The sequence below is a fragment of the Bradyrhizobium sp. URHA0013 genome (genome assembly GCF_000518345.1).
Taxonomy (GTDB): Bacteria; Pseudomonadota; Alphaproteobacteria; order Rhizobiales; family Xanthobacteraceae; genus Bradyrhizobium.
In genome coordinates, this window is the sequence record NZ_JADK01000006.1 from 336,751 (window position 1) to 360,877 (window position 24,127).

Here is a 24,127-nt window from a genome sequence, read left to right on the forward strand (position 1 = left end):
GGAGCGCGGCGGGTTGATGACACTCCTGATCGGACCTAGTTTGGCGGCGGCGCCTCGCGGTTCGTTCGAGCGGCCGGTAGTCTGAGGGAATGTCGATGGCCCGGTGGGTGAGACCGATAGGATTGGCCCTACTAGGCGCGGTTCTGGGCACCGCCGGAACCATGGCCGCAACGTCGTCGCGCATCGACATGCTGCCCGACGATGCTGCGGCCAGCCCCGCCGACAATGTCGAGGTTGGAACCGTCCGCCCGATCGCACGCCCCGCGCAGCAGGCTCCCGCCAGACCCGTTCCCCGCGGCAATCCGCTGTGGTCGGTGCCGTTCTCGGCCCTGACCGCGACCCAGGAGCGCCCGATCTTCTCGGCCACGCGCCGGCCGGCGCCGCGCGCGGTCGCGGCATCGCCGGTCGAAGAGATGTCCGCACCCCCGCCCAAATCGGTCGAGGCACCGCCACCGCTGTTGCTGGTCGGGGCCGTGGTGGGTGAGGGCGACGCCATCGCCATTCTCGTCAACCGCACCGATCAGAAGGTGGTACGCCTGCGGCAGGGCGAATCGCTCGCCGGCTGGTCGCTAACCTCGGTGCAGCCGCGTGAGGTGACGTTCAAGCAGGGCGAGCGCAGCGAGGTGCTGGCGCTCCAGCGGCCGGACGCAGCCGCTCCCGCGGGCCCGCCCGCGGATGCCGGCGGCAGGCCGACGACCCCAGGTCCGGTCGATCCGGCGTTCTCGCCTTCCGTGCCGCGCTCCACGCCGAAGAACGGCGAGTCGGACGGGCTCTGAGCGTGCTTTCCCGGGAGCCCGGCAAGCTTCGGGCGGAGCCCTGAAAAACCGGTCGAACGGGTCCGGCCGAGCCGGGCCGGCTGCGGTTCCTGCCGGCTATCGACATTCCGTGAACTGACTGCTAGCCCGAATTCGCGATGCCTTGGGAAGGACCCCGATCAGTGTGGGCAAAGGCTTGCTGAGGTGATGGCCGGGTGGCTGGCATGACGTCGAGAAAAACACCGCCCGATCTACTGGGGAATTCCGCGTGGAATGCGATGGCCTTCGTGGTAGCCGTGGTGCTGAACCTGGCCATCCTACCTTTCGTGATCACCCATCTCGGCCTCCCGGCATTCGGTGTCGCGGGTCTTGTCACTGCATGCATTGCGCCAGCATTGGTGTTCAGCAACGCGCTCGGACTATCGACGTCGCGCGAGCTTGCACAGCGACTGGAGCCATCCGACCGCGACGACGCGCGACGCCTGTTCGCGACCGCGGTCATGCTCGCGGTCGGCGCGGGCGGGCCGATCGCCATTTTCCTTTTGGTAGCCGGGGCTCCGCTCGCGCGTCTCGGATTTCATCTGGCCGGTCCGGCCGCCGAGGATCTCGCGCTGGCGTTTGTGTTGGCCGGCACCGGCTGGTTATGCCAATGTCTATCGGCCGTCTTCATTTCGTTGTTCGCCGCGCGGCAAGACTATCGTCGGATCGCCTCGATCGGCATCGTCAGCACCGTGGTCTCGACTCTTTCGATGCTCTTCCTGATCCCCGCCGCGCCCTACGCATCGACATTCCTGGGTTGCCAGGCGCTGGGGTTGGCAATCGGCCTGTTGCTGGCGCTGGCTTGGTGTCGCGGCCAAATGCGTCAGTGGCTGGCGCCTCCAGCATTGCATCGCGAGGCGCTCGGCAGGCTGGTTCGACTGGGCGGATGGCAGGTTGCCGCACAGGGCGGTGCGCTGCTTGCGGGCCAAGCCGATCGATATCTGCTTGGCGCGCTGCTGCAACCGCAGTTCGTCGGTTTCTACGGCGTTGCGCAGCGCCTGCAGGAGGCGACCTATATCGGTATCCTGAAGGTCGGCGAGATCCTGTTTCCCTTCTTCAGCACGCTGCAGGGGGAGAGCGAGGACCGCAAGGTCGATCTGCTGTTCCGATCGTCGTGGATTCTCAACGTACTGGCCGCAAGCGCGCTCGGCGGGTTGATCCCCGTGGCCGGTCCGCTGCTGCATGTTTGGACCGGCGCCGAGGTCGCGGGCGAGGCTGCACAGGTTCTCGTCGTCCTGTCGATTGCCGGGATCCTCGGATCGAGCGCGAACGTCTTCGGCTTTTACTTGCTGGCGCACGGGCGGTCGCGCTCCAACGCGCTCATCGCCTTGATCACGGGTGTCGTCACACTCGTGACCAGCGCCATCGCATTGCCACGCTTCGGATGGCAGGCCGCAGGCTGGAGCGCATGCGCCGGAATGATCGCGCAGATGGCGACGATTGTCTTCCTAGTGCGCCGTAGTTTTGACGTCGCCGGCATGTGGTCGCGCATCGTGCATTGCGTGCTGATGCCGCTTGGCATCGGGATCGCGACGGCGCTGGCGGTGCGATATGGTCTCGACCGCGCGCCATTCCAACCCGCGCCGTCCTGGTGGTCGGTGGGAGCTGTTTCATCGGTGACGGCCGCGATCATTTTCGCAATCGCGGGTGCGGCGTCGCAATTGGGTCCGTATCGAAAGGCTTGCCGGCAAGATATTCGTTCGATCGTCGGTCGCTTCTTGCCCCTCAAGGCTGTCTAGGACATGTGCGGAATCGCAGGCATCGTAAATCTGGGTGGCAATGCGGTCGAACCGGCCGACATCTCGCGGCTGACCAGCCTGATCGCGCACCGCGGTCCGTTTGGCGAGGGGACCTGGTTCAGCGCGGACCGAAGCCTCGCATTCGGCCACCGCCGCCTGGCGATCATCGATCCCGGCGAGGGCGGCTATCAGCCCATGCTGTCTGCGGACGGCCGCCATGTGATTGTGTTCAACGGCGAGATCTACAACTTCCTCGAGCTTCGCCGCGAGCTCGAGGCGCAGGGCGCGGTGTTCCGCAGCCAATCCGATACCGAAGTGATCCTGGCCGCCTGGCAGGCCTGGCGGGAAGACATGCTGCCCCGGTTCAATGGCATGTGGGCCTTGGCGATCTTCGACACCAGCACTCGCGAGCTTTTCCTTGCGCGCGACCGCTTCGGCATCAAGCCGCTGCTCTATGCCGCGTCGCCGGAACGATTCATCTTCGCCTCCGAGCAGCGGGCGCTGGTGCGGAGCGGACTGATTGATACTTCCGTTGACATGGAGGTTGCACGCCGGCTGCTGCTCGATGCGTTCGGGATCGAAGGAAGCGAGCGGACGCTGTTTCGCCAGGTTCGCCGCCTGCAGGGTGGCCACTCCATATGGCTTCGCCAGGGCAAGGTCAGTGTAAAGCGTTGGTGGCGGACCGTGGATCATCTGCCCCCGGTGCCGGCCACCGAAGCCGAGCGTGTCGCGCGCTTTCGCGAGCTGTTCCAGGATGCCGTGGCCCTGCGCATGCGCAGCGATGTCCCGATCGGAACATGCCTGTCCGGTGGCTTCGATTCGTCGGCCGTGATTTGCGCCATGGCCGCGCACGAGAAGGAAGGCATGGGGCCGCGCGACAGCACGGCATGGCGTCACGCCTTTGTTGCGACGTTCCCCGGCGCCTTGAACGACGAGAGGCCGATGGCCGAGGAGGCTGCCGCCTGGGCCAATGTCGCGCCTACTTTTCTTGAAATCGGACAGACCGATGCGCTGACGGATATCGATCAGATTCTCGACGATCTCGACGACGTCTACATCGGGTTGCCCAGCGCCGTTTGGTTGCTCTATCGGCAGTTGACGCGAAACAGCGTGACGGTGTCACTCGACGGTCACGGGGCCGACGAGCTGATGGGCGCCTATTTGCAGGAAGGACGAGTGGGCGCATTCCGAATACGGAACGCGGCTGAGGACCTCGCGTCACGTTCGAAACTGGCCCGGCGCTGTGTGGATGTCCTGCGTGCGTTGGCCCTCAAGCGGAAGGGCGTGTATTTTCTGCGCGGTGGCCTGCGCAAACTTCCCGCCCCGCTCCCGCTGATAGCGGAGGACGATGTGCTGCCGCGTGAATGGGGTGGCTTGAACAAGCGCCTCTATCGGATGTTTCACAGCACGGTGCTGCCCACCATCCTGCGCAACTTCGACCGGCTTTCGATGGCGCACGGCGTCGAAGTTCGCATGCCCTTCATGGATTGGCGGCTGGTGACTTATACGATGGCGCTTCCCGACAGCAGCAAGTCGTCAGACGGCTATACCAAGGCTGTTGCCCGGCGAGCGATGGCCAATTTGATGCCGGAGTCCATTCGCACCGCGCGCCGCAAGGTCGGCTTCAATTCGCCAATGCCGGAATGGTTGAACGGGCCGCTGGCCGGCTGGACGGCTGACCTTCTGGACAGGAACGTCCCGGCGTTCGCGGAACTGGTGGATGAAGCGGGTCTGCGCGCGGCAGTCAGCCGTTTGACGGCGTCGAAGTCTTGGGATTGGGAGTCGGTCGGGCGGATCTGGCCCTATCTTAATATGAAGTGGACTCTGGCAGGGTACGTCTAGAATATGCGGGTTTTTCAGAACTGCGGTCTCACTCCGTCCTACCTCGCGCGCCTGGATCGCCTTGCACCGGAGGGCCTAAGCTTTCAGGAACGGCGTAACACGTTTCTGGATGATCGTTTCGGCGCACTTCACCTTCTACAACCTGTGCTCGCAGGCGATGCGAGTGCGTTCCTGACCTGCGCCAACGATGGTCGTCTGCAAGGCCGCTGGGCCTGCGAGCATGGCGTCCGCCGGGGAGCTACGCCGGAAGACATCTTGCTCGCACAGATCGAGCATCACCGAACCGAAGTGCTCTACAACCTGGATCCAGTCGCATTTCCGAGTTCCTTCGTTCGCAGGCTGCCCGGCTGTGTGAGGAGGACACTATGTTGGCGCGCGGCGCCGTCGGGCAACGCTGACTTGACTGCCTATGGAGCTGTGCTCGGAAATTTCCCGTCAATTCTGGATTCCTGGCGCGACAAGGGGTGCCGGGCGGAATGGTTTTCTCCCGCGATTGATCCGGTAATGAGCGAGTACGTGCAGGATGAGCGCCCCATCGACGTGCTGTTTGTTGGCGGCTACTCGCGGCATCATTCGGCGCGTGCAAGAACGCTCGAAAAGGTTGCTGCCCTCGCTGGAAGCCGAAAGATCGTCTATTGTCTCGACTCGTCGCGGTTGACAAGGATCGCGGAGAGCTCAATCGGCCACTTACTGCCGCTCCAGAAATATCGGCGCCCGAGGATAGTTGCGGCAATCGCCAAACCGCCGGTCTTTGGGAGAGAGCTCTACGGGTTGATCGGGCGATCCAAGATCGTCCTCAACGGCGCGATCGATATGGCAGGTCAGGATCGGGGTAATATGCGTTGCTTCGAAGCCATGGGTTGTGGTGCGCTGCTGGTTTCAGACGCTGGCAACTATCCCGAGGGAATGATCGCTGAAGATACGATGCTGGCCTATCGCGATGAGAAAAGTTGCCTTGAACAGATCGAGCGAGCTATCTCTGACTGGAGCGCTGTGCGGCAAATAGCAATGAACGGGCGAATTCGGGTTGATGAGATCCATACCAAGGCACGTCAGTGGAGCCTCTTTCAAGCTATCACAGCGAGTCTTTAGCCATTTGACGCATCATGCCGAACGTCGTCCATTGGAGATCGAGCGTATTTTTGGGGCGATTGTGTGCACTTTCGCGCGCACGTGTCGGCGCCGTATAGGAGGAAACGTTGATGTCCAGCCTCGGCGGCCTTGCGCGCCACGGCGCAAGATTCATAGACGGGATTAATCTCCATTTGCTCGCCCAGCGGCTCATCGGGCGTGCCACCTGCCGCCTGCAAGAGCGTGCTTTTCTGGCTCACTGCGCAAGGATCCGAAACGCGCTTGGCGATAGCGATCAGATCGTTATCGGTCCCTATTCGCATATCAGGGGTGAATTGATGGTCCTCGGTCACGGCGGCCGGATTTCCATTGGAGAATGGTGTTACGTGGGCGTAGGGACGCGGATTTGGTCGGGAGCGTCAATCCAAATCGGCAACCGGGTCCTGATCTCACACGCCGTGAATATATTCGACAATCTCTCGCATCCGATCAAAGCCGCCGAGCGGCACGAGCAGGCTAGGCAGATTTTTTCGACAGGCCACCCCAGAAAGGTATTTCTTGATGACCGTCCGATTAAAATAGGTGATGACGCTTGGATCGGGGCCGGCGCGATGGTCATGCGCGGCGTGACGATTGGGGAGGGCGGCATCGTAGCGGCGGGAGCGGTCGTCACCAAGGACGTTCCGGCCTACGCGATTGTTGCTGGAAATCCCGCAACCCTCGTCAGGGAGTTGTCTTCGGATGAGCGATGAGGCAATCAGTGAGGCGTCAGATCGCTACGATCCGGCTTGCGATCGGAATGCGGCTAGTTGAGCATAAGAAAGTTCGATGTCCAGCTGGGTCACGGGTGCAAATGGGTTCATCGGACGTCATCTCGTTCGCGAGTTGGCGAGCGCCGGGCATGCGGTCCATGGCGTCGGTCACGGTGCGCTCGATCCGGCCCAGGCACAAACCCTCGGTTTGCAGACCTGGATCAATGGCGAAGTTGACGCGGCCAATCTGAGCGCGCTCGCAGCCTTGCACGGGCTGCCGTCGCAAGTCTTTCATCTGGCTGGCGGATCGTCGGTCGGGCTGTCGATCGCGCGCCCGTTCGAGGATTTTTCGCGGACCGTGACGAGCACGGCGCGACTGCTCGAATGGCTTCGAAGTTTTGCGCCCAGCAGCCGGCTGATCGTGGTGTCGAGCGCTGCGGTCTACGGCGCCGATCACACGGGTCCGATTCCCGAGAGCGCGGCGCTTCTGCCGATGTCGCCCTACGGACACCACAAGCTGGTCATGGAGCAGCTGTGCCAAAGTTACGTCCAGAGCTTCGGCATTCACTGCATGGTCGTGCGACTGTTCTCTGTCTACGGTCCCCACCTTCGCAAGCAACTGCTCTGGGATATCTGCTCTCGGCTGCGGAGCGAGGTAGAAGCGCTGAATCTCGGAGGGACGGGAACCGAGATAAGGGATTGGACCGACGTTCGCGACGTCGTTCGCTTGCTGGCGCGCGTCGCGGAGGCGGAGTGGCGCGACGATTTTGGCGTGATCAATGGCGGTTCAGGGCGCGGCGTGAGCGTGGCCGATATTGCCGAGGAACTGATCAGGCATTGGGACAGCAAAACGGTCGTGCGCTTTTCCGGAGTCGGGCGGCCAGGGGACCCGACGAGCTTGCTGGCGGACAATGGGCGCGTGCTCGATATGAATTTCGATTGGCGCATCCCGCTGGAGCGCGGTCTGGCCGACTACGTCGAATGGTTCAGGAGCCAGGCTCGTGCCTGAGCGGGTGCCGCTGCGGATTGCTTTCACCAATATCCCACGTCGACTATGGGCGGGCGGCTACAACTATCAACGCAACCTGTTCGAGGTGCTCAACCGGCATTCTCCGGGGACGGTGGTCCCCGTACTGTTCGCCGGAACGGCGGACGATCCCGATGAGATTGCGGTGCTGGCCGGCATTCCCGGCGTTGAGGTCGTGCGCTCGCCGGTGTTCGATCACGCCGCGACCGGTCTTGCCCGCGCGACGGACCTTGCCCGCGCGATCGTCTTTGGTTTGGACACACCCGCCGCGGCCGCGTTCACGGCCAGCAAGATCGACATGGTGTTCGAATCTGCGCGCTTCTTTGGCTGGCGCCTGCCATTTCCGGCGGTCGCATGGTTCCCGGATTTCCAGCATCGACTGCTCCCGCACCTGTTCTCCAGGAGTGCATATTGGCGGCGTGATCTCGGCTTTCGGGTTCAGATCGCATCAGGCCGGCACATCATGTTGAGCAGCGCCACGGCGCTCGGCGATCTCAAGAAGTTCTATCCGGGCAATTCGAACGGCGTGTCGGTCGTCCGGTTTGCGACCGAGCCGCCCGCCAGTCTGCTCGCCACGCAGCCGTCCGACGTGGTTGCGCATTATGGTCTTCCGTCACGGTATTTTTATCTGCCAAACCAGTTCTGGCGGCACAAAAACCATCAGATCGTGGTCGATGCGCTTGATCTGCTGAAATGTCGGGGGCTGGACGTCGTCGTCGCGGCATCCGGCAGTACGCAGGACTTCCGTGAATCCGGACTTTTTGAGCGGACCATGAGTGAGGTCAGGTCGCGCGGTCTCGAGATGAACTTCAAGCATCTCGGAATGATCCCGCTGGATCACGTCTACGCCCTCCTGCGCGCGTCGACGGCCCTCATCAATCCGTCGCGCTGCGAAGGGTGGAGTACGACGGTCGAAGAAGCAAAGTCATTCGGTGTCCCGATGCTTCTGTCTGGCCTCGATGTTCATCGCGAGCAGACCGGTGGTAAAGCGCGATATTTCGGCGTTGACGATGTCCAGGCACTGGCCGATCACATCCGGGATGCCGCAGAGAGCGCGCCGGACGCAGTCGTTCGGCAGTTGCAGCCGGATCTCGATGATCGGGTTCGTGCGTTCGTCGCGGATTTCGTCCACCTCGCCACCGAAGTGGCCCGCGGCGCAGAAACGAGCTAGTCTCAGCCGGTCAAAAGGACCCCTCTTCTGCCTTGATTTGTCGTGTTGTTCGGATAGAAACAGGTTCGGGTTCACCGGAAAATGCGTATTTTGGGGCTTTCAAGCCCTCCAGAGCATTCGCTCTGACGACGGCGGGAAGTCTCGATGATCAGATTCGGCCTGCTCGGATGCGGGCGCATTGCCAAGCGTCATTCCGACCTGTTGGGCGGTAACCACATCGTGGGGGCCAAGCTCGTTGCCGTCTGCGATTCCGATCGAGCGCGCGCCGATGCGATCGCGAGCAAATTCGCCGTCGCCGCGCATGACGACATCGACGAGTTGCTGGCGCGCGACGACATCGACGCCGTCGCGGTGCTCACGCCGAGTGGGCTGCATCCTCAGCATGCGATCGCCTGCGCGCGCGCCGGCAAGCATGTCGTGGTCGAAAAGCCGATGGCGCTACGTCTCCAGGACGCCGACGACATGATCCGCGCCTGCGACGAGGCGGGCGTAAAACTCTTCGTCGTCAAGCAGAACCGTTTCAACGTTCCGATCGTGAAGGCGCGGGAGGCGCTCGATGCCGGCCGGTTCGGCAAGCTCGTCCTCGGCACCGTGCGCGTGCGCTGGTGCCGCGACCAGAGCTATTACGATCAGGACTCCTGGCGCGGTACGTGGGGTTATGATGGCGGCGTACTCACCAACCAGGCCAGTCACCATATCGACATGCTGGAGTGGTTTTTCGGCGACGTCGTCAGCGTTCATGCGCGTAGCACTACCGCGCTCGTGAAGATCGAGACTGAGGACACGGCAGTGGCGACGCTGAAGTTTCGCAGCGGTGCGCTGGGCATCATCGAGGCGACGACGGCCACGCGTCCCGCCGATCTCGAAGGCTCGCTGTCGATACTGGGCGAGAAGGGAACGGTGGAGGTCGGCGGTTTCGCCATGAACCACATCCGGCACTGGCTTTTCGTCGACCCGCTGCCGTCGGACAAGGAGGTGATCGAGAAATTTTCGGTCAACCCGCCGAACGTGTACGGCTTCGGCCATCAGGCCTATTATCAGCATGTCGTCGATTGCCTCGCGGATCGCGGCGCGGCGCTGGTCGACGGATTGCAGGGTCGCAAGAGCCTGGAGTTGATCTCGGCGCTCTACGAATCAATCGAGACCGGGCAGGAGGTGTCGCTCCACTTCGTGCCGCGACGTAGCCGGCTGGGTGTCGCCTCGTGAACCGGCCGGAGCTGCGTCAGGTCGGAATCCGCGATGTCGCCTTTGGCGCTGGCGTGAAGGTCGTTGAGCCCTGCAACCTCTATGGCTGCACGATTGGGGACGGCTGCTTCATCGGGCCGTTCAACGAGATCCAAAAAGGAGTCGTTATCGGCGCTCGCACGCGCGTGCAATCGCACAGTTTCATCTGCGAGCTCGTCACGGTTGGTGAGGATTGTTTCATCGGCCATGGTGTGATGTTCATCAACGATACTTTTGCGAGCGGCGGTCCGGCACGTGGCCGCAAGGAGTTGTGGTGTGAGACCAGGATCGGTAATCGGGTGTCCATCGGCTCGAATGCGACCATCATGCCGGTGCAAATTGTCGACGACGTCGTAATCGGTGCAGGTGCAGTGGTCACCAAGGACATCACTGTTGCCGGCGTGTACGCCGGAAGTCCCGCGCGTCGGCTTCGGATGTAGAGGCGCACATGGTGGTTCCCTTCGCTGATCTTCAGCTCCAGTATCAGAACATCAAAGGCGAAATCGATTCCGCGATCGCCGCTGTGATTCGCGACAACGCCTTCATCCGCGGCCCCTACGTCGAGAGGTTCGAGCGGGAGTTCGCCAAAGCTGTGTCCGTGGAGCATTGCGTCTCATGTGCCAACGGAACCGATGCGCTGTATCTCGCGATGAGCGCGCTGAAAGTGAAGCCGGGTGACGAGGTGATCACGACGGCACATTCCTGGATTTCGACTTCCGCGATGATTACGCATGCTGGCGCAGCCGTGAAGTTCTGCGACACCGACGGCTCGACCTTCACCATCGATCCCGCGGCAGTCGAGGCAGCGATCACCCCCCGTACCGTTGGCATCATTCCGGTGCACCTTTACGGGCAGCCCGCGGACATGGACGCGATCATGTCGATCGCGAAGAAGCATGGGTTGTGGGTGATTGAGGATTGCGCGCAGGCGCATCTGGCGGATTACAAGGGCCGGATGGTCGGAACGTTTGGCGACGCCGCGACCTATTCCTTCTACCCGGGCAAGAATCTCGGTGCGATGGGCGATGCCGGGGCCGTCGTCACCGGCGATGCGGCCTTCGCCGAGCATGTCGCGATGCTAGCCCGTCACGGGGGAATCGTGAAGCACCAGCACCAGATCGAGGGTATCAACAGCCGCCTGGATGGCATGCAAGCGGCGATCCTGTCAGCCAAGCTGCGGCATCTGACGGGCTGGACGCGGGCGCGCCAGGAAGCCGCGAGGTTCTATGATGCCGCCCTGAACCAGATCGAGGGTGTGCAGGTCCCTCAATTGGCGCCCGGGCGAAGCCACGTCTATCACCTCTATACAATCAAGCATGCCAAACGAGACAAGCTTGCCGCGCATCTGAACCTCAGGGGGATCCAGACCGCGATCAACTACCCGACGGCGCTGCCGCTGCTTCCAGCCTATCAACGCTTGGAGCACAGTCCGGCGCAGTTTCCGAATGCCTATGGTGACCAGCAGAGCATCCTGTCGTTACCAATGTTCGCCGATATCACCACTTTGCAGCAGCAAGAGGTGGTGCGTGCGGTGCGCGAGTTCTCGGCCTGACTGTTTCGGCCACGCGCAATCTACGACTTCTCTTCGAAAATGCTCCGGGGCGTCACATACCAGAGTAGGAAGAGGAGCGCGGTGCCATGCGTCACCATCGCGACCGTGAGCGGTACGTTGAGCAGAATATGAGGCACCGCTCCGGCGGAGATCAGCACGAAACGGGACGGTAGCCCCGCGGACGTTCGATTGCCGAACGCGAGTACGACGCCCGACGCAAAGGCGGTCAGCGGCGCAAATAAGAGGCCGACGGAGGCGACGCCTTCGGTTGCAAACAACGAGGCATTCAGGTTGCCGAAGCCGTAGGCCTTCTCCATTACGATCGCCAGCTGTTCCTGATAAGGACAATGCATCAGCGGCTTGAGCCCCGATATCTGGCAAAACCAGGTCGGGGGGTGACTCGCGAAGAAATGGTTGTAGATGTCGAGCGCGCTCGATGGCGTCGCCATCATCCGGATGTTGACAAGATCGAACAGCCGGATGCGTGCCACGTCCATGATTGCATAAATGGCCGTGTGCTCGATGGAACTGATGCTGATCATTATCAGGATGACGCCCGCCAGCGTTGGAATGAGAAGGGAAAGGATTGCGGATGTTCTCGCTTTGCAGATGCTGGAAATTGCGGCCAGCGTGGCGAGCCAGATCGGCGTGAAAAAGGCCGATTTCGTCAGGGTGATGGGATAGAAAAGCAGCAGCAGGACAATAACGAATGCCGCTCGCGAGCGATATCCAAGCAGCCAGTAGCAGGCGAAGGCAAACGGCAGCAATGTGCTGGAGATCCAGCCCATGAGATATCGCACCGTTCCCGGGAACTCGATCAGATTGCGGTAGTCGTAGATGCGCTCGATCGAGACGAGTCGGAAATTATACGCCGAGGCTATGGCAATGGTACCGGCCGAGATCACCATGATCAGCGTGAGCAGGTGCTCGAAACGGGGCTTCGACAGGACGAAGAGCGGTTGGAACGGCGCCCTCACGAACAGCACGGGCACCAGAAGGAGTACGAGCGATAGCGCCGCCGAGACGCCTGCGAACAGATGCGGGTAGTTGTATTCCGAGAACACGTCGATCCACAGAAACCCCAAGATCATCGCATAGAAATAGAAACCTACGAAATAGCCGAAACTGAAGCGGGCGAAGACGAACAGCAGCGAGATGATGGAGAAAGATATCGCGACGAGGACAGCGAACCAGATGCGCTCGGGGTTGAAGTGGATATAGGATTGATGGTCCGCGACCTTGATCAGCGACAGACAGGTGACGGCGCTGTGCAGCAGCACCAGGACCGCCAGCGCGGTTTTCGAATCCAGTCGGGCTCGCAGATCTCCGATGACGGACGATGCGTTCATGATGAACAGGCTCGCTGCGGGCGAGGGGAGTTGGGAACCGGATCAGGCAATTTCAAGCGTTCGCTTGAAATAGGCGATCGTCTCCTTCAGCCCGTCCTCGAGCGCGACCTTCGGCTCCCAGTCCAGTGCCGCCTTTGCCTTGGTGAGGTCGGGCTGGCGCTGGCGCGGATCGTCCTGGGGCAGCGGCTGGAAGATGAGTTGCGAGCGCGAGCCGGTGAGCTTGATCACCTTCTCGGCGAGCTCGCGGATGGTGAACTCCGAATTGTTGCCGATGTTGATCGGCCCGGTGATGTCCTCGCCGGTGGCCATCAACCGCATGATGGCTTCGACGAGATCGTCGACATAGCAGAACGAGCGGGTCTGCCCGCCGTCGCCGAACACGGTGATCGGCTCGCCCTTGAGCGCCTGGACGATGAAGGACGACACCACGCGCCCGTCATTGGGCTGCATGCGCGGGCCGTAAGTGTTGAAGATGCGCGCGACCTTGATTGGCAGGCCGTGCTGACGCCAATAGTCGAAGAACAGCGTTTCGGCGCAGCGCTTGCCTTCGTCGTAGCAGGAGCGAATGCCGATCGGGTTGACGTTGCCCCAATAGTCCTCGGTTTGGGGATGGATCAGCGGATCGCCATAGACCTCGCTGGTGGAGGCCTGGAAGATGCGCGCCTTGAGCCGCTTGGCGAGGCCGAGCATGTTGATGGCGCCGTGCACCGAGGTCTTGGTGGTCTGCACGGGATCGCGCTGATAGTGGATCGGCGAGGCCGGGCAGGCCAAGTTGAAGATGGCGTCGACCTCGATATAGAGCGGAAAAGTGACGTCGTGCCGGACCGCCTCGAACAGCGGATTTGCGATCAGATGGGCGATGTTGCGCCGGCTGCCGGTGAAGTAATTGTCGACCGACACCACCTCGGCCCCTGTATCGAGCAGCCGCTCGCAGAGGTGGGATCCGATGAAGCCGGCGCCACCGGTGACGAGGATTCGGCTGTTCTTGTAGCTTTCAAACGGCATGGTCAGTTCCAGATTGTCCGCGACGGAGCGCGCTGAGTGGTATCGGCAACGGCCGGACTCGCCAATAGCCAAATGACTTGGTCTCAGGTATTTAAATACCTGTACTTTGCATGGGGTTGTTTTCGCTGTTTTTGTGGGGCGCTTGGCAGGGCACCGGCTAGAACTGCCGCCGTTTCAGCCAGGCGCGCGCACTCCAATGGGCAAAGCACCAGGCCGATCTGATCAGGGAGAGCTGTTCGACATTGCGGTAGATCTGCCAGACCCATTTGGCGGAACGCGCCGGGCGGCTGGAGACCGAAGAGCCCCTGACGCGGTAGCGCGCAAGGTCCTCGTTGAGGCCGTAGGCGGTATGGCCGCGCTTGAGGATCGAGAGCCAAAGGCAGAAATCATCGTAGCCCTCGTTCCTCATCACGATGGGTCCGGCGATCTCGCGGTCGACCATCGCAGTCAGAGTAGCGATCGCGGTGTTCTCAAGGAGCTGGTCATAGGTGAGCGAGGCCGGCACCTCGATCAGGCGGCCGGTGATCGTGTTGCTCTCGTTGATGCGGCGGAAGGCGGTGTAGCTGAGGGCAGCCTGCTTCTCGCGGGCGAAGGCGAGCTGGCGTTCGAGCTTGCCTGGCAGCCACAGATCGTCGCTGTCGAGGAAGGCGAGATAGCGGCCCTGCGCGGCATCAATCGAGGCTTGGCGGGCGAGCGCCGGACCGCCATTTCGGGCCTGCCGGATCAGCTTGACGCGGGAATCGCGCTCGCCGATCGCTGCGATGATCGCCGGCGTCCTGTCGGTCGAGCAGTCGTCGGCGATCAAGAGCTCCCAATCGGCGAACGTCTGGTCCTGCACCGAGCGGATCGTTTCCTCGATCAGGCCTTCGACGTTCCAGGAGGGGGTGATGATCGAGACCAGCGGCATCATGGATCCGTTCAGTTCGCGCGGGCCGGCGCGGCGATTGCCGCGCACACGGAGGCGGCAAACGTGTCGAGCAGCTTGGGATCGCCGACATAAAGCTCGCCCGGATAAGACCGGCGCCAGGCAGACTCGAAATAGGCTGCACCCCTGGCCGGATCGAATGGCCCGGCGGAGAGCGCTTCGCGCAGTCGTGCCGGCACATCGGCCAGGCGGTCGACCGCATACACCAGCGGGCAGGAGCGGTAGAACGCATCGCCCATCACCACGACCGGCTTGCCGAGCAGCAGTGCTTCGGCGCCCGACTTGCTGTTGACGGAGATGACGGCGTCAGCGCGATCGAGCACGGTGTAGTTGTTGGTCTGCGGCGGCAGCAGCACGAAATTGTCGAACCGGCGCGCGAGCTCGAACAGGCGCGAAGCTGCGATCGCGCCGATCTGGGCGGGATGTTCCTTGACCACGAGCACATGCGAATCCGGAATCGTGCGCAGCAGGAAGTCGACCGTGGCCACCTGGTCGAGATAATCCGGCGAGCGCAACGTCAGCGCCATGTCGGCCGGGACGTGGAAAGGGTAGTAGACGAAGGGCGTTTCAGGAACCGGACGATAGAGCTTGCGCAGTCGTGTCGCGTTGAGCGCCATGGCCGCATGAACACGCGCGTGGCGCAGATTGTGCCCGAACTCCTGGTGCTTGCCGAGCGCAAACTGGTCCCAGAGTTTTTCGACGAGACGGTGGGCATTGCGCAGGTTCACGACCTTCTTGAAGGCCGCCGAATAATGGTGCTGGTCCTTCTTGGGGATGACGATGGCACGCTGCGTCAGCGTGTCGTCCAGATAGGCGCGCACCTCTGATGACACCGTGTCTGCCGGCGTCGCCATCACGTCTGGCGCTGCGAGGCTGTCGGGCGTAAAATACATGCGGCCGCGGAAGAACGACGGCTCGATGAACCAGTTGCGGATATTGCGGCGTCTTGCGGCGTAGAAGCTCGCGATGACGGAGAGAAAGCCGCCGAGCTCCTGCACCAGTTCGGCGCGCGTGCCTTGCGCCTCCAGCCGGTCGAGCAGCGCCTCCATGGCGTTGGCGTAGATCATGAACCGCCGGCGCAGCGCGGCCGTATCGCGGATGCCGAAAGTGAAACGTTCATGACTGAACAGGAAATTGGTCCCGTCGAGTCCGTACGCAGCGACGCGCGCATCGAACGCCTTGCGGTCGTCGGGTGCAGGCCCGGCCTTGAGGCCCTCGCGGTACATGTTCGTAACCGGCACGCCTGCAGCGGCCGAAATCTCCGCGCTGCGATCGTCGAAGGCGAGCAATTCGACATCATGGCCAGCCGCGCGCAAACGTTGCGCGACCGGAATCCAGAACCGGGTCTGGTATTCGGCGAGCGTGGTGATGAGAACGGTCTTTGCGGATGTGGTCATTGCTCTAGGGCCTGGTCGATCGCAACGCTCGCGAGCGGCAAGCCTGTCGTCGCGCAACGCGCGCGTCGCGCTCTGAATTGCAACGGGCTCGCGCGATCATGAGTTGCGATCCGCTGAAGCAAGGCTTTGACGAAGGCGGGCTCGATCCGCTTGTCGCGCCGGGCCGGATTGAACCGGCTGCGCAGCCGCTCGGTGACGGCCGAGCCAAACGCGGCGCTCGCGGCGCCCTTGACGATCTGACCGAAGCTCGGCTTGGCGCGCGTGCCCTTCACGGTCGCAAGCAGAGACACGTAGGGTCGCCGCGAGCCTTGCACGCGAATCAGGACATCGGCGACCCGATCGGCCGCCTGTCCGTCGTTATGATGGAAGAAAGCCTCGATGTCGGCGGCGTGAACTCGGGCGAAATCGAAGGTCGCGGTCTCGCGCTCGAGATGGTCGATTGCGCCAAGCAGATCATCGAACGAAGACACTTGACGGCTCACGCGAGCTGGCAGCCCGGCATGGCCAGCGGTGATCGGTGTGTTCAGATATTCGAGCTGGAGCGGCAGCTTTCCGAGCAATACCGATTCGACGGCCGTCCCGCAGTTGAGATGGATGATCGCGGCCGCGTTGCGGATGCGGTCGAGCACGCTGCCGGTGCCGTCGATCACGACGTTGGCATGGCGCGAGAGCGCGTTGCGATAGACGTCCTCGCTCTCGAAGGGATGCGGACGCACCAGGATTTTGCGGTCGGGCCGCGCTGCGGCGAGCCGCTCGATCTCGGAGAGATAGTTCGTGAAGACCTGCTTCAAATCCGCGATGAAGCGATCGACATAGTCGCCGTTCCAACCGGACCGCACCATCGCCTCGCGCTCCCCGCCCGGCTTGCCGGTGAAGCGCGAATTGACCAGCGGGAAGTTGGCGTTGACGAGCAGATAGCCGCGCGGTTCGCCGTCGAGCAGCGCGCGCCAGCGTGAAGCTGCAAAATCGAAGCGCGGGCAACCGGTGAGGTGAAGCTGCTCCGGCGGCATGGTTCCGGCCGCCAGGAACGCGTCGTACAACCGGCTGCCCCAGAAGAAATAGCCCGCCAGGATGTCGGCGTAGCCACTGTCCTTGACGTGCGCGGCCATCGCCGGCGGAGAGTTGCCGCCCTTTTCTGCGAGCACTCCGCCTTCGGTGTCGAGCACGTACAGCGCGAGGCCGGCTTTGGCAAAGCTGCGCATCAGGTCGAGATTGACCGGGCGTGCGTAGTTGACGACCAGGGCGTCGAGCCCGAGCCGCGGCACATCGACCGCCTGCTCGTACATCGGCACCAGCACGACGGAGGCGCCGCGCCGCGCGAGTTGATAACCGAGCATGACTGCCCCCGGCAGGTCACGCTTGGGGTGATCGACCACCAGGCCTATGCGCAAGATCGTGGCTCCCGGCAGACCCGATTCAGAGGCGCATCACGGCGCGATCGATATCCGTGAGCGGCCCGGCTGCCCGGAAGCGCGGAGCTGGTTCGGGATAGATGCGCGGCTGCTGAATATAGGTTGCGGTATAGAGCAGGCGATTGCGATCGGACTGAATCCGGCTGCCCATATGCAGACAGCGGGCCGTATTGACGATGAACGACGACAGGCGCGGCGCCACCATCTCCTTCACCGCATCGGGCCCGGTCTTGGCGAACACCTGTTGGTCGTTCATGTGGCTCTTCAGCGTGTTGCGGAACGGTTTGGAAGGGCCTGCCGGAATGAAGGTGAACGGGCCGTCGGCGGTGTCGCGGACATCCGTCAGATAGATGAAAAGCTTGCAGACGCGCTTGTCGTCGTGATCGAGGTGCCAGAGTTGCGAATAGCTCAGGCTCTGGCTTGGGGTCGGCTGTGACAGGGTCAGCAGCACGTCGGAGAGCTGCGGCAAATCGTGCATGAAATCGCCGATGATGCGAAGTGCCGCGGGCTGTAGCGCATAGCGCACAAAGGGATGGTCGGTCGCGAACGCGCCGTCGACGAGATCCTCATCCAGGAGGCTAACCCAGAACGATTTGTGTCCAAGCTGCTGCTTGCCGGAGAGTTCGTTGAGCCGGCTCACCTTGCTTTCCGAAACCGCAGCGACGGCTTCCGCAAGGCTGCGCTCCATCAGCGAGGATACGTCGACATAGCCGTCCTCTGCGAGCTGACGGCTCGCCGCGCTCCATTCCGGCTTCGAGGGAAGCTGTTTCAAGAGCGCGACCCGTTTGGCGCGCGCGCCCGGTTGCAGGCTGCTCAGGGCCGCTTTGGTAACCCAGCCGAGATCAGTCCGATTAAAGTGCCACAGTAGGCGGCGGAACTGGCTGATCTTCTGCTTGTTGGGAAGAGGGCGCTTGGTAGTGGCGTTCACGACTGTCATGTTGGCTCCCAGCAAAACAAAAAGCCATCGTTGTGGATCGACGGAGCGAACGGCATCCGCTCGCGCGCCAGAATGCGGATGCGGCCCTGGCGCTCATATTCGTCAAGCGTGGAGAACAGCTGCGTCTGGTAGTCGACTGACCGGATATAGAGGAAGCTGACGATATCCCGCGGGTCGGCCAGGTTGAGAAGCTCGGTCGTCGGTTCAATGTTGATGACGCGCTTCGGCCTGGCGGCAATGATGTTGTCAACCACCTTGCGAACGTCATAGGGAATCTGCTCGATGCAGAAATAGGTAAATACAACTTCGCCCTCGATTGCTGCGAAGTTGATATCGGATGCATCCGTCAGATCTATCCGATCGAGCGCGACCTTGTCCGAGAGGCCAAAATGCGCGGCGACCTCGCGGCCGGTGGCGATACCGTTCGGGGCAATGTCAAAACCCTTGAAGGTCCACTCCGGATGATCGAGATGGAGTGAAAAAAGATTATAGCCGTAGCCGGTACCAAGCTCGACGATCCGCTTCGAGTCCGCGTGTCGCGCGATCAGCTCGCCCAACGCCTTTGCGCGATATCGATAATAGTCTTGAGCCGCAATCCTGCAGATCTGATTGTCGACTTTGCGGAGTTCTTGCGCCGTATTTGGAGGAATCAGAAACTCGCTCAGATCGTTCGTCTTGGTCCACGCTCTGGCCGTAAGCACCCTTTGCCAGATCAGCAGGTTGTATTCCGAATTGACGACATCGGCGGTCCGCTTCACGCGTCGCATGACAAGACGACCAATGCTCCTGACCGCGTCTAATGCATAAGTCGTCGCGCGGTCCGCCAGGGACGCCTTAGCGAAGCGTTGCAGGCTGATGTTGTTTGCGCCCGTCGTGCTCATTCCATCGATCCGGCGAATGTCCGTTCAAATGCTCTTGGGCACCAGTCCCATCAATTGGCCCATGGCAAGAAAGATGGTGCGGTGGCGTTTTTCGAGAACCAGGAAATATTGTAAGATCCATACGATGATGCAGAACACCCCGGAACCGAGGGTGAGCCTTAGCACGCTGTCAAACTGAATGTAACCTGCAATTATCCAAAGACAAACGCTGCCGACGACCATGATGGCCGCCTGAGTTCCGATCGCTTTTGCAAAGCGTTCTAGGTTGAGATCAAGCGCACTACGCAGCTGGCTGAGTTGCAGCGGCAGGACCAACACGTTGGCCACGGCTTGGCCCAAAATCAAGGCCCGCTCGGCGAACAGGTGCAGCGTTGCGGCAGATACGACCGCCCATATCAGCAGCTGAAGGCCCATGAGCATATTGAGCCGTGCCTGGATCTCCGGGCGCGTCAGAAAAATCAAGCTGCCAATCGCAATGTATTGGGCACAGATCGGAGCCACGAAACTCACGCCCATCCAGGTGGAGTAGGGCGTCAGAAGCGGACCGATCCAAATTCGCAGGATGTCCGGCGACAGGATGGCGGCGGCTGCGAAGAGGGGTACCGTAAACATGGGCAGCAGAATAAGACCGAGTTCACCCAGCCTTTGAAACGTTGTCGAGCTGCCGCGCTCGTCGAGACGGCTCGCTACCGGAAGTAGTGCCGAGGTGAGTAGGCTGACCACGGTCCTGGATACGCGCGAAAGCCGCACCAGCGCATCGTAAGTGCCGACGCCCGTTGGGCCGAATAGGAACCCGACCACCAATGGTTGGAGGGGGCCGGAAATGCCGCCGATCAACCGGCCCTGCAGAAGGAGCATACAACGGTGCAGAAGGTCGCGGCGAATGTCGGAAGTCCATGATGAGAAACGCGTGTTCTTTCGCCCCAGCGCGATCGCGGCACCGAGGAGCACCACGAGCGCGCGGCCGATAAGCGTGGCGAGATAGATATAGGCGACGACCTCGAAGCCAACAGACCTATAGGAGGCCAATATTGTCAGGCCCACATAGGCGACGGTCGAAGTAACCTCCGTCACCCGCAACAGATTGTAGCGTTCGAAACCCTTGATGATCCCTTCCCACACCAGGGCCGGGATAAGGATCAGATTCCCGAGTGCAGTGAAGCGGAGTATACTGACGAACGCCTCGAAGTGAGCGGCGTCCACCTTCATCAACATTGCAAGATGCGGAACTCCGATCCAGATCGCGGCGCTCAGACTCAGCGCTAACAAGATCGAGACCACGCTTAGAAAGGTGAGTTGCCGGGCAGCCAGGGCCCAATCGCGATGCTCCCGGCCCCGCGCGACCGTCTGAGTGGCCACCTCCGAAAGACCGAGATCGAACACGGCCATCATTCCGGTCGGCAGAAGCAGCCGTGCGAGCACTATGAGACCGAACTCGGTCACGCCCCACGTGCGGAGGATCACGGGAATGACGACGAGGCCGAGCACGGCGGCGCCGCCGAAGGCGATGATCGAGATCAGGGTGTTGTGGATCAGGCGCTTGATCATTGCGGTATTATATCACCAGGAACTCAACCCGCCGTCGACGGCGACGTTCTGTCCGGTGACGTAGGATGCCGCATCGGACACCAGGAACAGCATTGCGCCCACCATCTCGTCCGCGCGGGCCATCCGGCCGAGCGGAATGCGGGCACCATAGCGCGCCTTGAAGGTTTCGTTTTGCCCGCTCTCGACCCCGCCCGGGGTGAGCGTGTTGACGCGAACGCCTTTCGCCGCCCAGTAGGTCGCCAGATGCTTGGTCAGTCCGATGACGCCGGCCTTGGACGCCGTGTACACGGCGGGCGTGTTGATGGCGCGGCCGAGATATTCGGAGCCTTCGTAGATGCGCTGGTCGGGCGCCATCAGGCCGTAGATCGAGGCGGTCTGCACGATAGCCCCGTAGCCGCGTTCAGCCATTCGACCGCCGAAGGCCTGGGCGATGTTGAACATGCCGTCGAGATTGACCGCCATGATCTCACGCCAGGTCTCCAACGAAAACTTCTCGACGGGCGCGAAGAAAGCGTCGATGTCGCGGGTCTTGCTCGCGGCATTGTTGAGCAGGATCGAGACCGGTCCGAGGTCGGCTTCGATCGCATCGGCGGTGCTGCGTACCGCGTCGGGCTGGGTGATGTCGCAGCCATAACCCGTGGCGCGGACGGCATGGCGTGACGCGACGTCGGCCGCCGCCGCATCGGTCGCGGCCTGGTCGAGATCGACAATCGCGACATTGGCACCGAACTCGGCGAGGCCCTCGGCGAAGCGACGGCCGAGGATGCCGCAGCCGCCGGTGACGACAGCAGTGCGGCCGGTAAGATCGAACAGCGCCTTGAAGCTCGTCATGATGATGATCCCTGGAGCCCCTGCCGTCGACGGAGCAGGAGCTCAACCAGTGTGAAGTCGACCTCGGAGTCGATGTCGACTGAACGTTCTTCCGGCATCTCGAACAGTCGGGTATCCGGATAGAAAACCGCCGGCTCATCGAGGAATCGAGCGACGCGCCAGACGTAGATCGAGGCGTTCATGTCGAAGCAGCGCGGGCTGTCCTGCCGTCGTACGATCGGCGGATCGGCAACTTTTGACAGGCCGACGGTGCCGTCCTTGCGCTCCTCGACCAAGTTGAAATAGGGCGAGCGCCGGGCGGGTGCGCCGGTGATGACGCTGGGCGCGCCGGAACTGCGCAACAAATCCACGGCGCCGACGATGTCGGAGGCGAGCCGCAGAGGCGAGGTCACGTCGAGGTCGACGAGGATGTCGGGCGTCTGCCCGGTGTGTGCCATGGCCTGCTCGAGGCAGTGACGGATCGCGGGGATTTTCGGCGCCGCGTCGGTCGCCATCTCGTCTGGACGCTTGACGGCCAGATCGGCGCCTGCGCGGATCGCCGTCTCTAGTAACGCATCGGAATCGCTGCTGAAGGCGATGGTCGAAAACAGGTCGGTCTCGCGCGCCTGCGCGATGCTCCAGGCGAGCAGCGGCTTGCCGAGAAGATCGCGACCGTTCTTTCCCGCAACGCCCTTGGAGCCGCCACGCGCGCACATCGTACAGAACAGGTTCATGCTGAAATCCAGCTCCTCGAATGCAGGGCGCGCTCGCTCGCGTCAATCAAATCCATCACGGCCATGCCTTCGGTGAACGAGCAGACCGGACCGTTGCCACTCAGAGCCGCCAGATGCATCGCCCGGTAGCTCACATCGCGTTCATTCGCATATTGCGTGGCGACGCCATTGATGGACAGGCTGCCGCCGACGAGGTCGGCTTCGACCGTCTCGTCGGAAAGATTGATGCGAATCCGGCGCAGGCCCGCGCGGTCGAGATAGTCGAGATGAACCTGCACGACCTGCGCTCGGGCCATCTCCATCAGCAGCGCAAGGTGATCGTCGACCTCGAGATCGCGGGCTCCGGATGCCCCGCCGAGCGCAGCGACGCGTTGCCACGGTCCGAACAGCCAGAGCAAATAGTCGAGCTCGTGGCTCAGGTCGCGCAGCACCCCGCCGCCGGCATCTACCGTCGATGAGGCGGTGGCGCGATGGTCACGACCGGGCCGCCAATCCCGAATATCCTGCCCGACATAGGCCGAAACGGTGATCGCGGGGCGTCCTTCAAGGTGCCGCGCGAGCGCAGCCATCACCGGATGGAAGCGCAGATTGTAGGCGACGAACAGCTTTGCGAAAGGGAAGGCTGGCAGCGGCTCAGGCCTTGCTAGCATCGGCTTTTCCACCAGAACCGTTCCACGAAAGTCAGCATTCGCAAGTTCGCGCAGCGCCTCGACATGCCGCGCGGTTTCGGTGGCGATGACGACATAGTCGACTTGCCCGCGTGAAAGCGCTTCGCCAATGCTGCCGTGATTTCCGCCGCCACGGCGGCTGACGGTTGCTACCGAGAGACCGAGATCGCAGAGCACTCGCGCATGTCGCGTTCCGATCGAGCCGAGACCGACAACGACTGCGCTGGCCGGGCTCACTGGAAGACCTCGTGAAACTCGGCGTGCGCCTGCTCGAAATCCTCGACCCGGCCGATGTCGAGCCAGTACTCCCGGATCGGATACACCGCGACGCGGCCCTCACTCGCGACGATACGTTCCAAAACCGCCGGCATGTCGATCTTGATGCCGCGGTCGACGAGCTGGAACACGTTGGGGCCGATCACGTAGATGCCGGCGCTCACGAACCAGCTCTCGGTCGGCTTTTCCCGGATGACCTGGAGATATCCTTCCGACGCGGTCACGACGCCGTAGGGAACATGGACCTTGTGCTCGCGCACGGCCATCGTGGCTTCTGCCGGGGTCGCGTTGTGGAAGTCGAGCAGCGCGCCATAATTGATGGTCGTCAGAATGTCGCCATTGGTCACGACCAGGGGCAGATCAGGCGACGAGGAAAAAAGACCAAGCGCGCCCGCGGTGCCGAGACGCTCAGTTTCGTGGATGTAGCGGATGGTCGCGCCGAAGGTGGCGCCGTCACCGAAATAATTCTGGATCATCTCGGCTTTATAGTTCACCGATATGAAGATGTTGCGGAAGCCCTGCTGCACGAAATTGCGCACGATGGTTTCGAGCAGCGGCCGGCCGCCGACGTGAAGCATCGGCTTCGGCACCTCTCGCGTCAGCACACCCAGGCGCTCGCCGAGCCCGCCGGCCATGATCAGCACTGGATTTTCGTATTGCGGGACCTCGAGCAGTTCGTCGAAGGTTTCGACGCCGATGACTTTGCCGTTGGCATCGATCAGCGGAAGCTGCTTGATCGATTTCTGCCGCATCAGGCCCAAGCGCTCGTCGCGTGGCAGGGTGACGGAAGCCGACACCGGGCTCGGGTTCATCACGTCGATCGCGCGGCCGCTCAGCGGGATGCCGCGCAACAACCCGCGCCTTATGTCGCCGTCAGTGACGATGCCGGTGAGCCTGCCGTCGTCGAGGACCAGCGCGATCTGGATGCTGCCGCTCTCGATGGCGGCAATGGCTTCGCTCAGCGTGGCTTCTGTTCCAACGACGGCTTTTTGCCAGGACTTCATGATGGTGGA

General features: G+C 62.2%; 22 protein-coding genes. 10 read left to right on the top strand and 12 right to left on the bottom strand.

All coding sequences use genetic code 11. The features are described from left to right. Window positions 1–161 precede the first annotated feature (161 nt). From N551_RS0109325 to N551_RS0109370, 10 genes are all read left to right on the top strand, one after another. Window positions 162–776: a hypothetical protein gene (locus tag N551_RS0109325; RefSeq protein ID WP_245287747.1), complete on the top strand. Its 615-nt coding sequence runs from the start codon at window positions 162–164 to the stop codon at window positions 774–776. A gap of 203 nt (window positions 777–979) precedes the next feature. Continuing rightward, window positions 980–2,533 carry a lipopolysaccharide biosynthesis protein gene (locus tag N551_RS0109330; protein WP_245287748.1) on the top strand — a complete coding sequence of 518 codons (1,554 nt, stop codon included), beginning with the start codon at window positions 980–982 and terminating at the stop codon, window positions 2,531–2,533. A 3-nt stretch (window positions 2,534–2,536) separates the two neighbouring features. Next, complete coding sequence (gene asnB, locus N551_RS0109335) at window positions 2,537–4,375, top strand: asparagine synthase (glutamine-hydrolyzing) (RefSeq protein ID WP_027566750.1); 1,839 nt, start codon at window positions 2,537–2,539, stop codon at window positions 4,373–4,375. Window positions 4,376–4,378: 3 nt separating this feature from the next. Beyond that, window positions 4,379–5,467 carry a glycosyltransferase gene (locus N551_RS0109340; RefSeq protein WP_027566751.1) on the top strand — a complete coding sequence of 363 codons (1,089 nt, stop codon included), beginning with the start codon at window positions 4,379–4,381 and terminating at the stop codon, window positions 5,465–5,467. A 110-nt stretch (window positions 5,468–5,577) separates the two neighbouring features. After that, window positions 5,578–6,198, top strand: coding sequence for a DapH/DapD/GlmU-related protein (locus N551_RS0109345; protein ID WP_027566752.1), 621 nt, complete (start codon window positions 5,578–5,580; stop codon window positions 6,196–6,198). 76 nt (window positions 6,199–6,274) lie between these two features. Then, complete coding sequence (locus N551_RS0109350) at window positions 6,275–7,207, top strand: NAD(P)-dependent oxidoreductase (protein WP_027566753.1); 933 nt, start codon at window positions 6,275–6,277, stop codon at window positions 7,205–7,207. Then, the gene (locus N551_RS0109355; protein WP_027566754.1) at window positions 7,200–8,396 is read left to right on the top strand and encodes a glycosyltransferase family 1 protein; all 1,197 of its coding nucleotides are present in this window, start codon (window positions 7,200–7,202) and stop codon (window positions 8,394–8,396) included. The genes N551_RS0109350 and N551_RS0109355 overlap by 8 nt, the downstream gene beginning before the upstream one ends. 144 nt (window positions 8,397–8,540) lie before the next feature. Continuing rightward, window positions 8,541–9,602 carry a Gfo/Idh/MocA family protein gene (locus N551_RS0109360; protein WP_027566755.1) on the top strand — a complete coding sequence of 354 codons (1,062 nt, stop codon included), beginning with the start codon at window positions 8,541–8,543 and terminating at the stop codon, window positions 9,600–9,602. After that, on the top strand, window positions 9,599–10,060 hold the full coding sequence (locus N551_RS0109365; RefSeq protein WP_027566756.1) for an acyltransferase: 462 nt from the start codon (window positions 9,599–9,601) through the stop codon (window positions 10,058–10,060). The genes N551_RS0109360 and N551_RS0109365 overlap by 4 nt, the downstream gene beginning before the upstream one ends. Before the next feature lie 8 nt (window positions 10,061–10,068). After that, window positions 10,069–11,172 (top strand): DegT/DnrJ/EryC1/StrS aminotransferase family protein, encoded by a 1,104-nt coding sequence (locus N551_RS0109370; protein ID WP_027566757.1) that lies wholly within the window; start codon window positions 10,069–10,071, stop codon window positions 11,170–11,172. A gap of 20 nt (window positions 11,173–11,192) precedes the next feature. On the opposite strand, the gene N551_RS0109375 is transcribed toward N551_RS0109370, so the two are convergent. The 12 genes from N551_RS0109375 to N551_RS0109430 all read right to left on the bottom strand — a co-directional run bounded on the left by N551_RS0109375 (window position 11,193) and on the right by N551_RS0109430 (window position 24,118). Next, window positions 11,193–12,521 carry a hypothetical protein gene (locus tag N551_RS0109375; RefSeq protein ID WP_027566758.1) on the bottom strand — a complete coding sequence of 443 codons (1,329 nt, stop codon included), beginning with the start codon at window positions 12,519–12,521 and terminating at the stop codon, window positions 11,193–11,195. Between the two features lie 42 nt (window positions 12,522–12,563). After that, window positions 12,564–13,526, bottom strand: a complete 963-nt coding sequence (locus N551_RS0109380) for a UDP-glucuronic acid decarboxylase family protein (RefSeq protein WP_027566759.1) — start codon at window positions 13,524–13,526, stop codon at window positions 12,564–12,566. Window positions 13,527–13,683: 157 nt separating this feature from the next. After that, window positions 13,684–14,436, bottom strand: coding sequence for a glycosyltransferase family 2 protein (locus tag N551_RS0109385; protein WP_245287750.1), 753 nt, complete (start codon window positions 14,434–14,436; stop codon window positions 13,684–13,686). 8 nt (window positions 14,437–14,444) lie between these two features. Beyond that, window positions 14,445–15,848 carry a capsule biosynthesis protein gene (locus N551_RS0109390; RefSeq protein ID WP_027566761.1) on the bottom strand — a complete coding sequence of 468 codons (1,404 nt, stop codon included), beginning with the start codon at window positions 15,846–15,848 and terminating at the stop codon, window positions 14,445–14,447. Then, entirely contained in the window at window positions 15,845–17,239 is a 1,395-nt protein-coding gene (locus tag N551_RS0109395; protein WP_027566762.1) for a surface carbohydrate biosynthesis protein, read from the bottom strand. Before N551_RS0109395 ends, N551_RS0109390 begins: the two co-directional genes overlap by 4 nt. A gap of 25 nt (window positions 17,240–17,264) precedes the next feature. Further along, entirely contained in the window at window positions 17,265–18,197 is a 933-nt protein-coding gene (locus N551_RS0109400; protein WP_051462662.1) for a hypothetical protein, read from the bottom strand. Continuing rightward, window positions 18,194–19,078 (bottom strand): class I SAM-dependent methyltransferase, encoded by an 885-nt coding sequence (locus tag N551_RS0109405; protein ID WP_027566764.1) that lies wholly within the window; start codon window positions 19,076–19,078, stop codon window positions 18,194–18,196. Before N551_RS0109405 ends, N551_RS0109400 begins: the two co-directional genes overlap by 4 nt. 24 nt (window positions 19,079–19,102) lie before the next feature. Continuing rightward, window positions 19,103–20,626 carry an oligosaccharide flippase family protein gene (locus N551_RS0109410; protein ID WP_027566765.1) on the bottom strand — a complete coding sequence of 508 codons (1,524 nt, stop codon included), beginning with the start codon at window positions 20,624–20,626 and terminating at the stop codon, window positions 19,103–19,105. A gap of 12 nt (window positions 20,627–20,638) precedes the next feature. Continuing rightward, a complete protein-coding gene (locus tag N551_RS0109415; RefSeq protein WP_245287751.1) occupies window positions 20,639–21,457 on the bottom strand; it encodes an SDR family oxidoreductase in 819 nt (272 codons plus the stop codon). Further along, the gene (locus tag N551_RS0109420; protein WP_027566767.1) at window positions 21,454–22,170 is read right to left on the bottom strand and encodes a cytidylyltransferase domain-containing protein; all 717 of its coding nucleotides are present in this window, start codon (window positions 22,168–22,170) and stop codon (window positions 21,454–21,456) included. Before N551_RS0109420 ends, N551_RS0109415 begins: the two co-directional genes overlap by 4 nt. Then, on the bottom strand, window positions 22,167–23,075 hold the full coding sequence (locus tag N551_RS0109425; protein ID WP_027566768.1) for a Gfo/Idh/MocA family protein: 909 nt from the start codon (window positions 23,073–23,075) through the stop codon (window positions 22,167–22,169). Before N551_RS0109425 ends, N551_RS0109420 begins: the two co-directional genes overlap by 4 nt. Continuing rightward, window positions 23,072–24,118: a nucleotidyltransferase family protein gene (locus N551_RS0109430; protein WP_027566769.1), complete on the bottom strand. Its 1,047-nt coding sequence runs from the start codon at window positions 24,116–24,118 to the stop codon at window positions 23,072–23,074. The genes N551_RS0109425 and N551_RS0109430 overlap by 4 nt, the downstream gene beginning before the upstream one ends. Window positions 24,119–24,127: the final 9 nt, after the last annotated feature.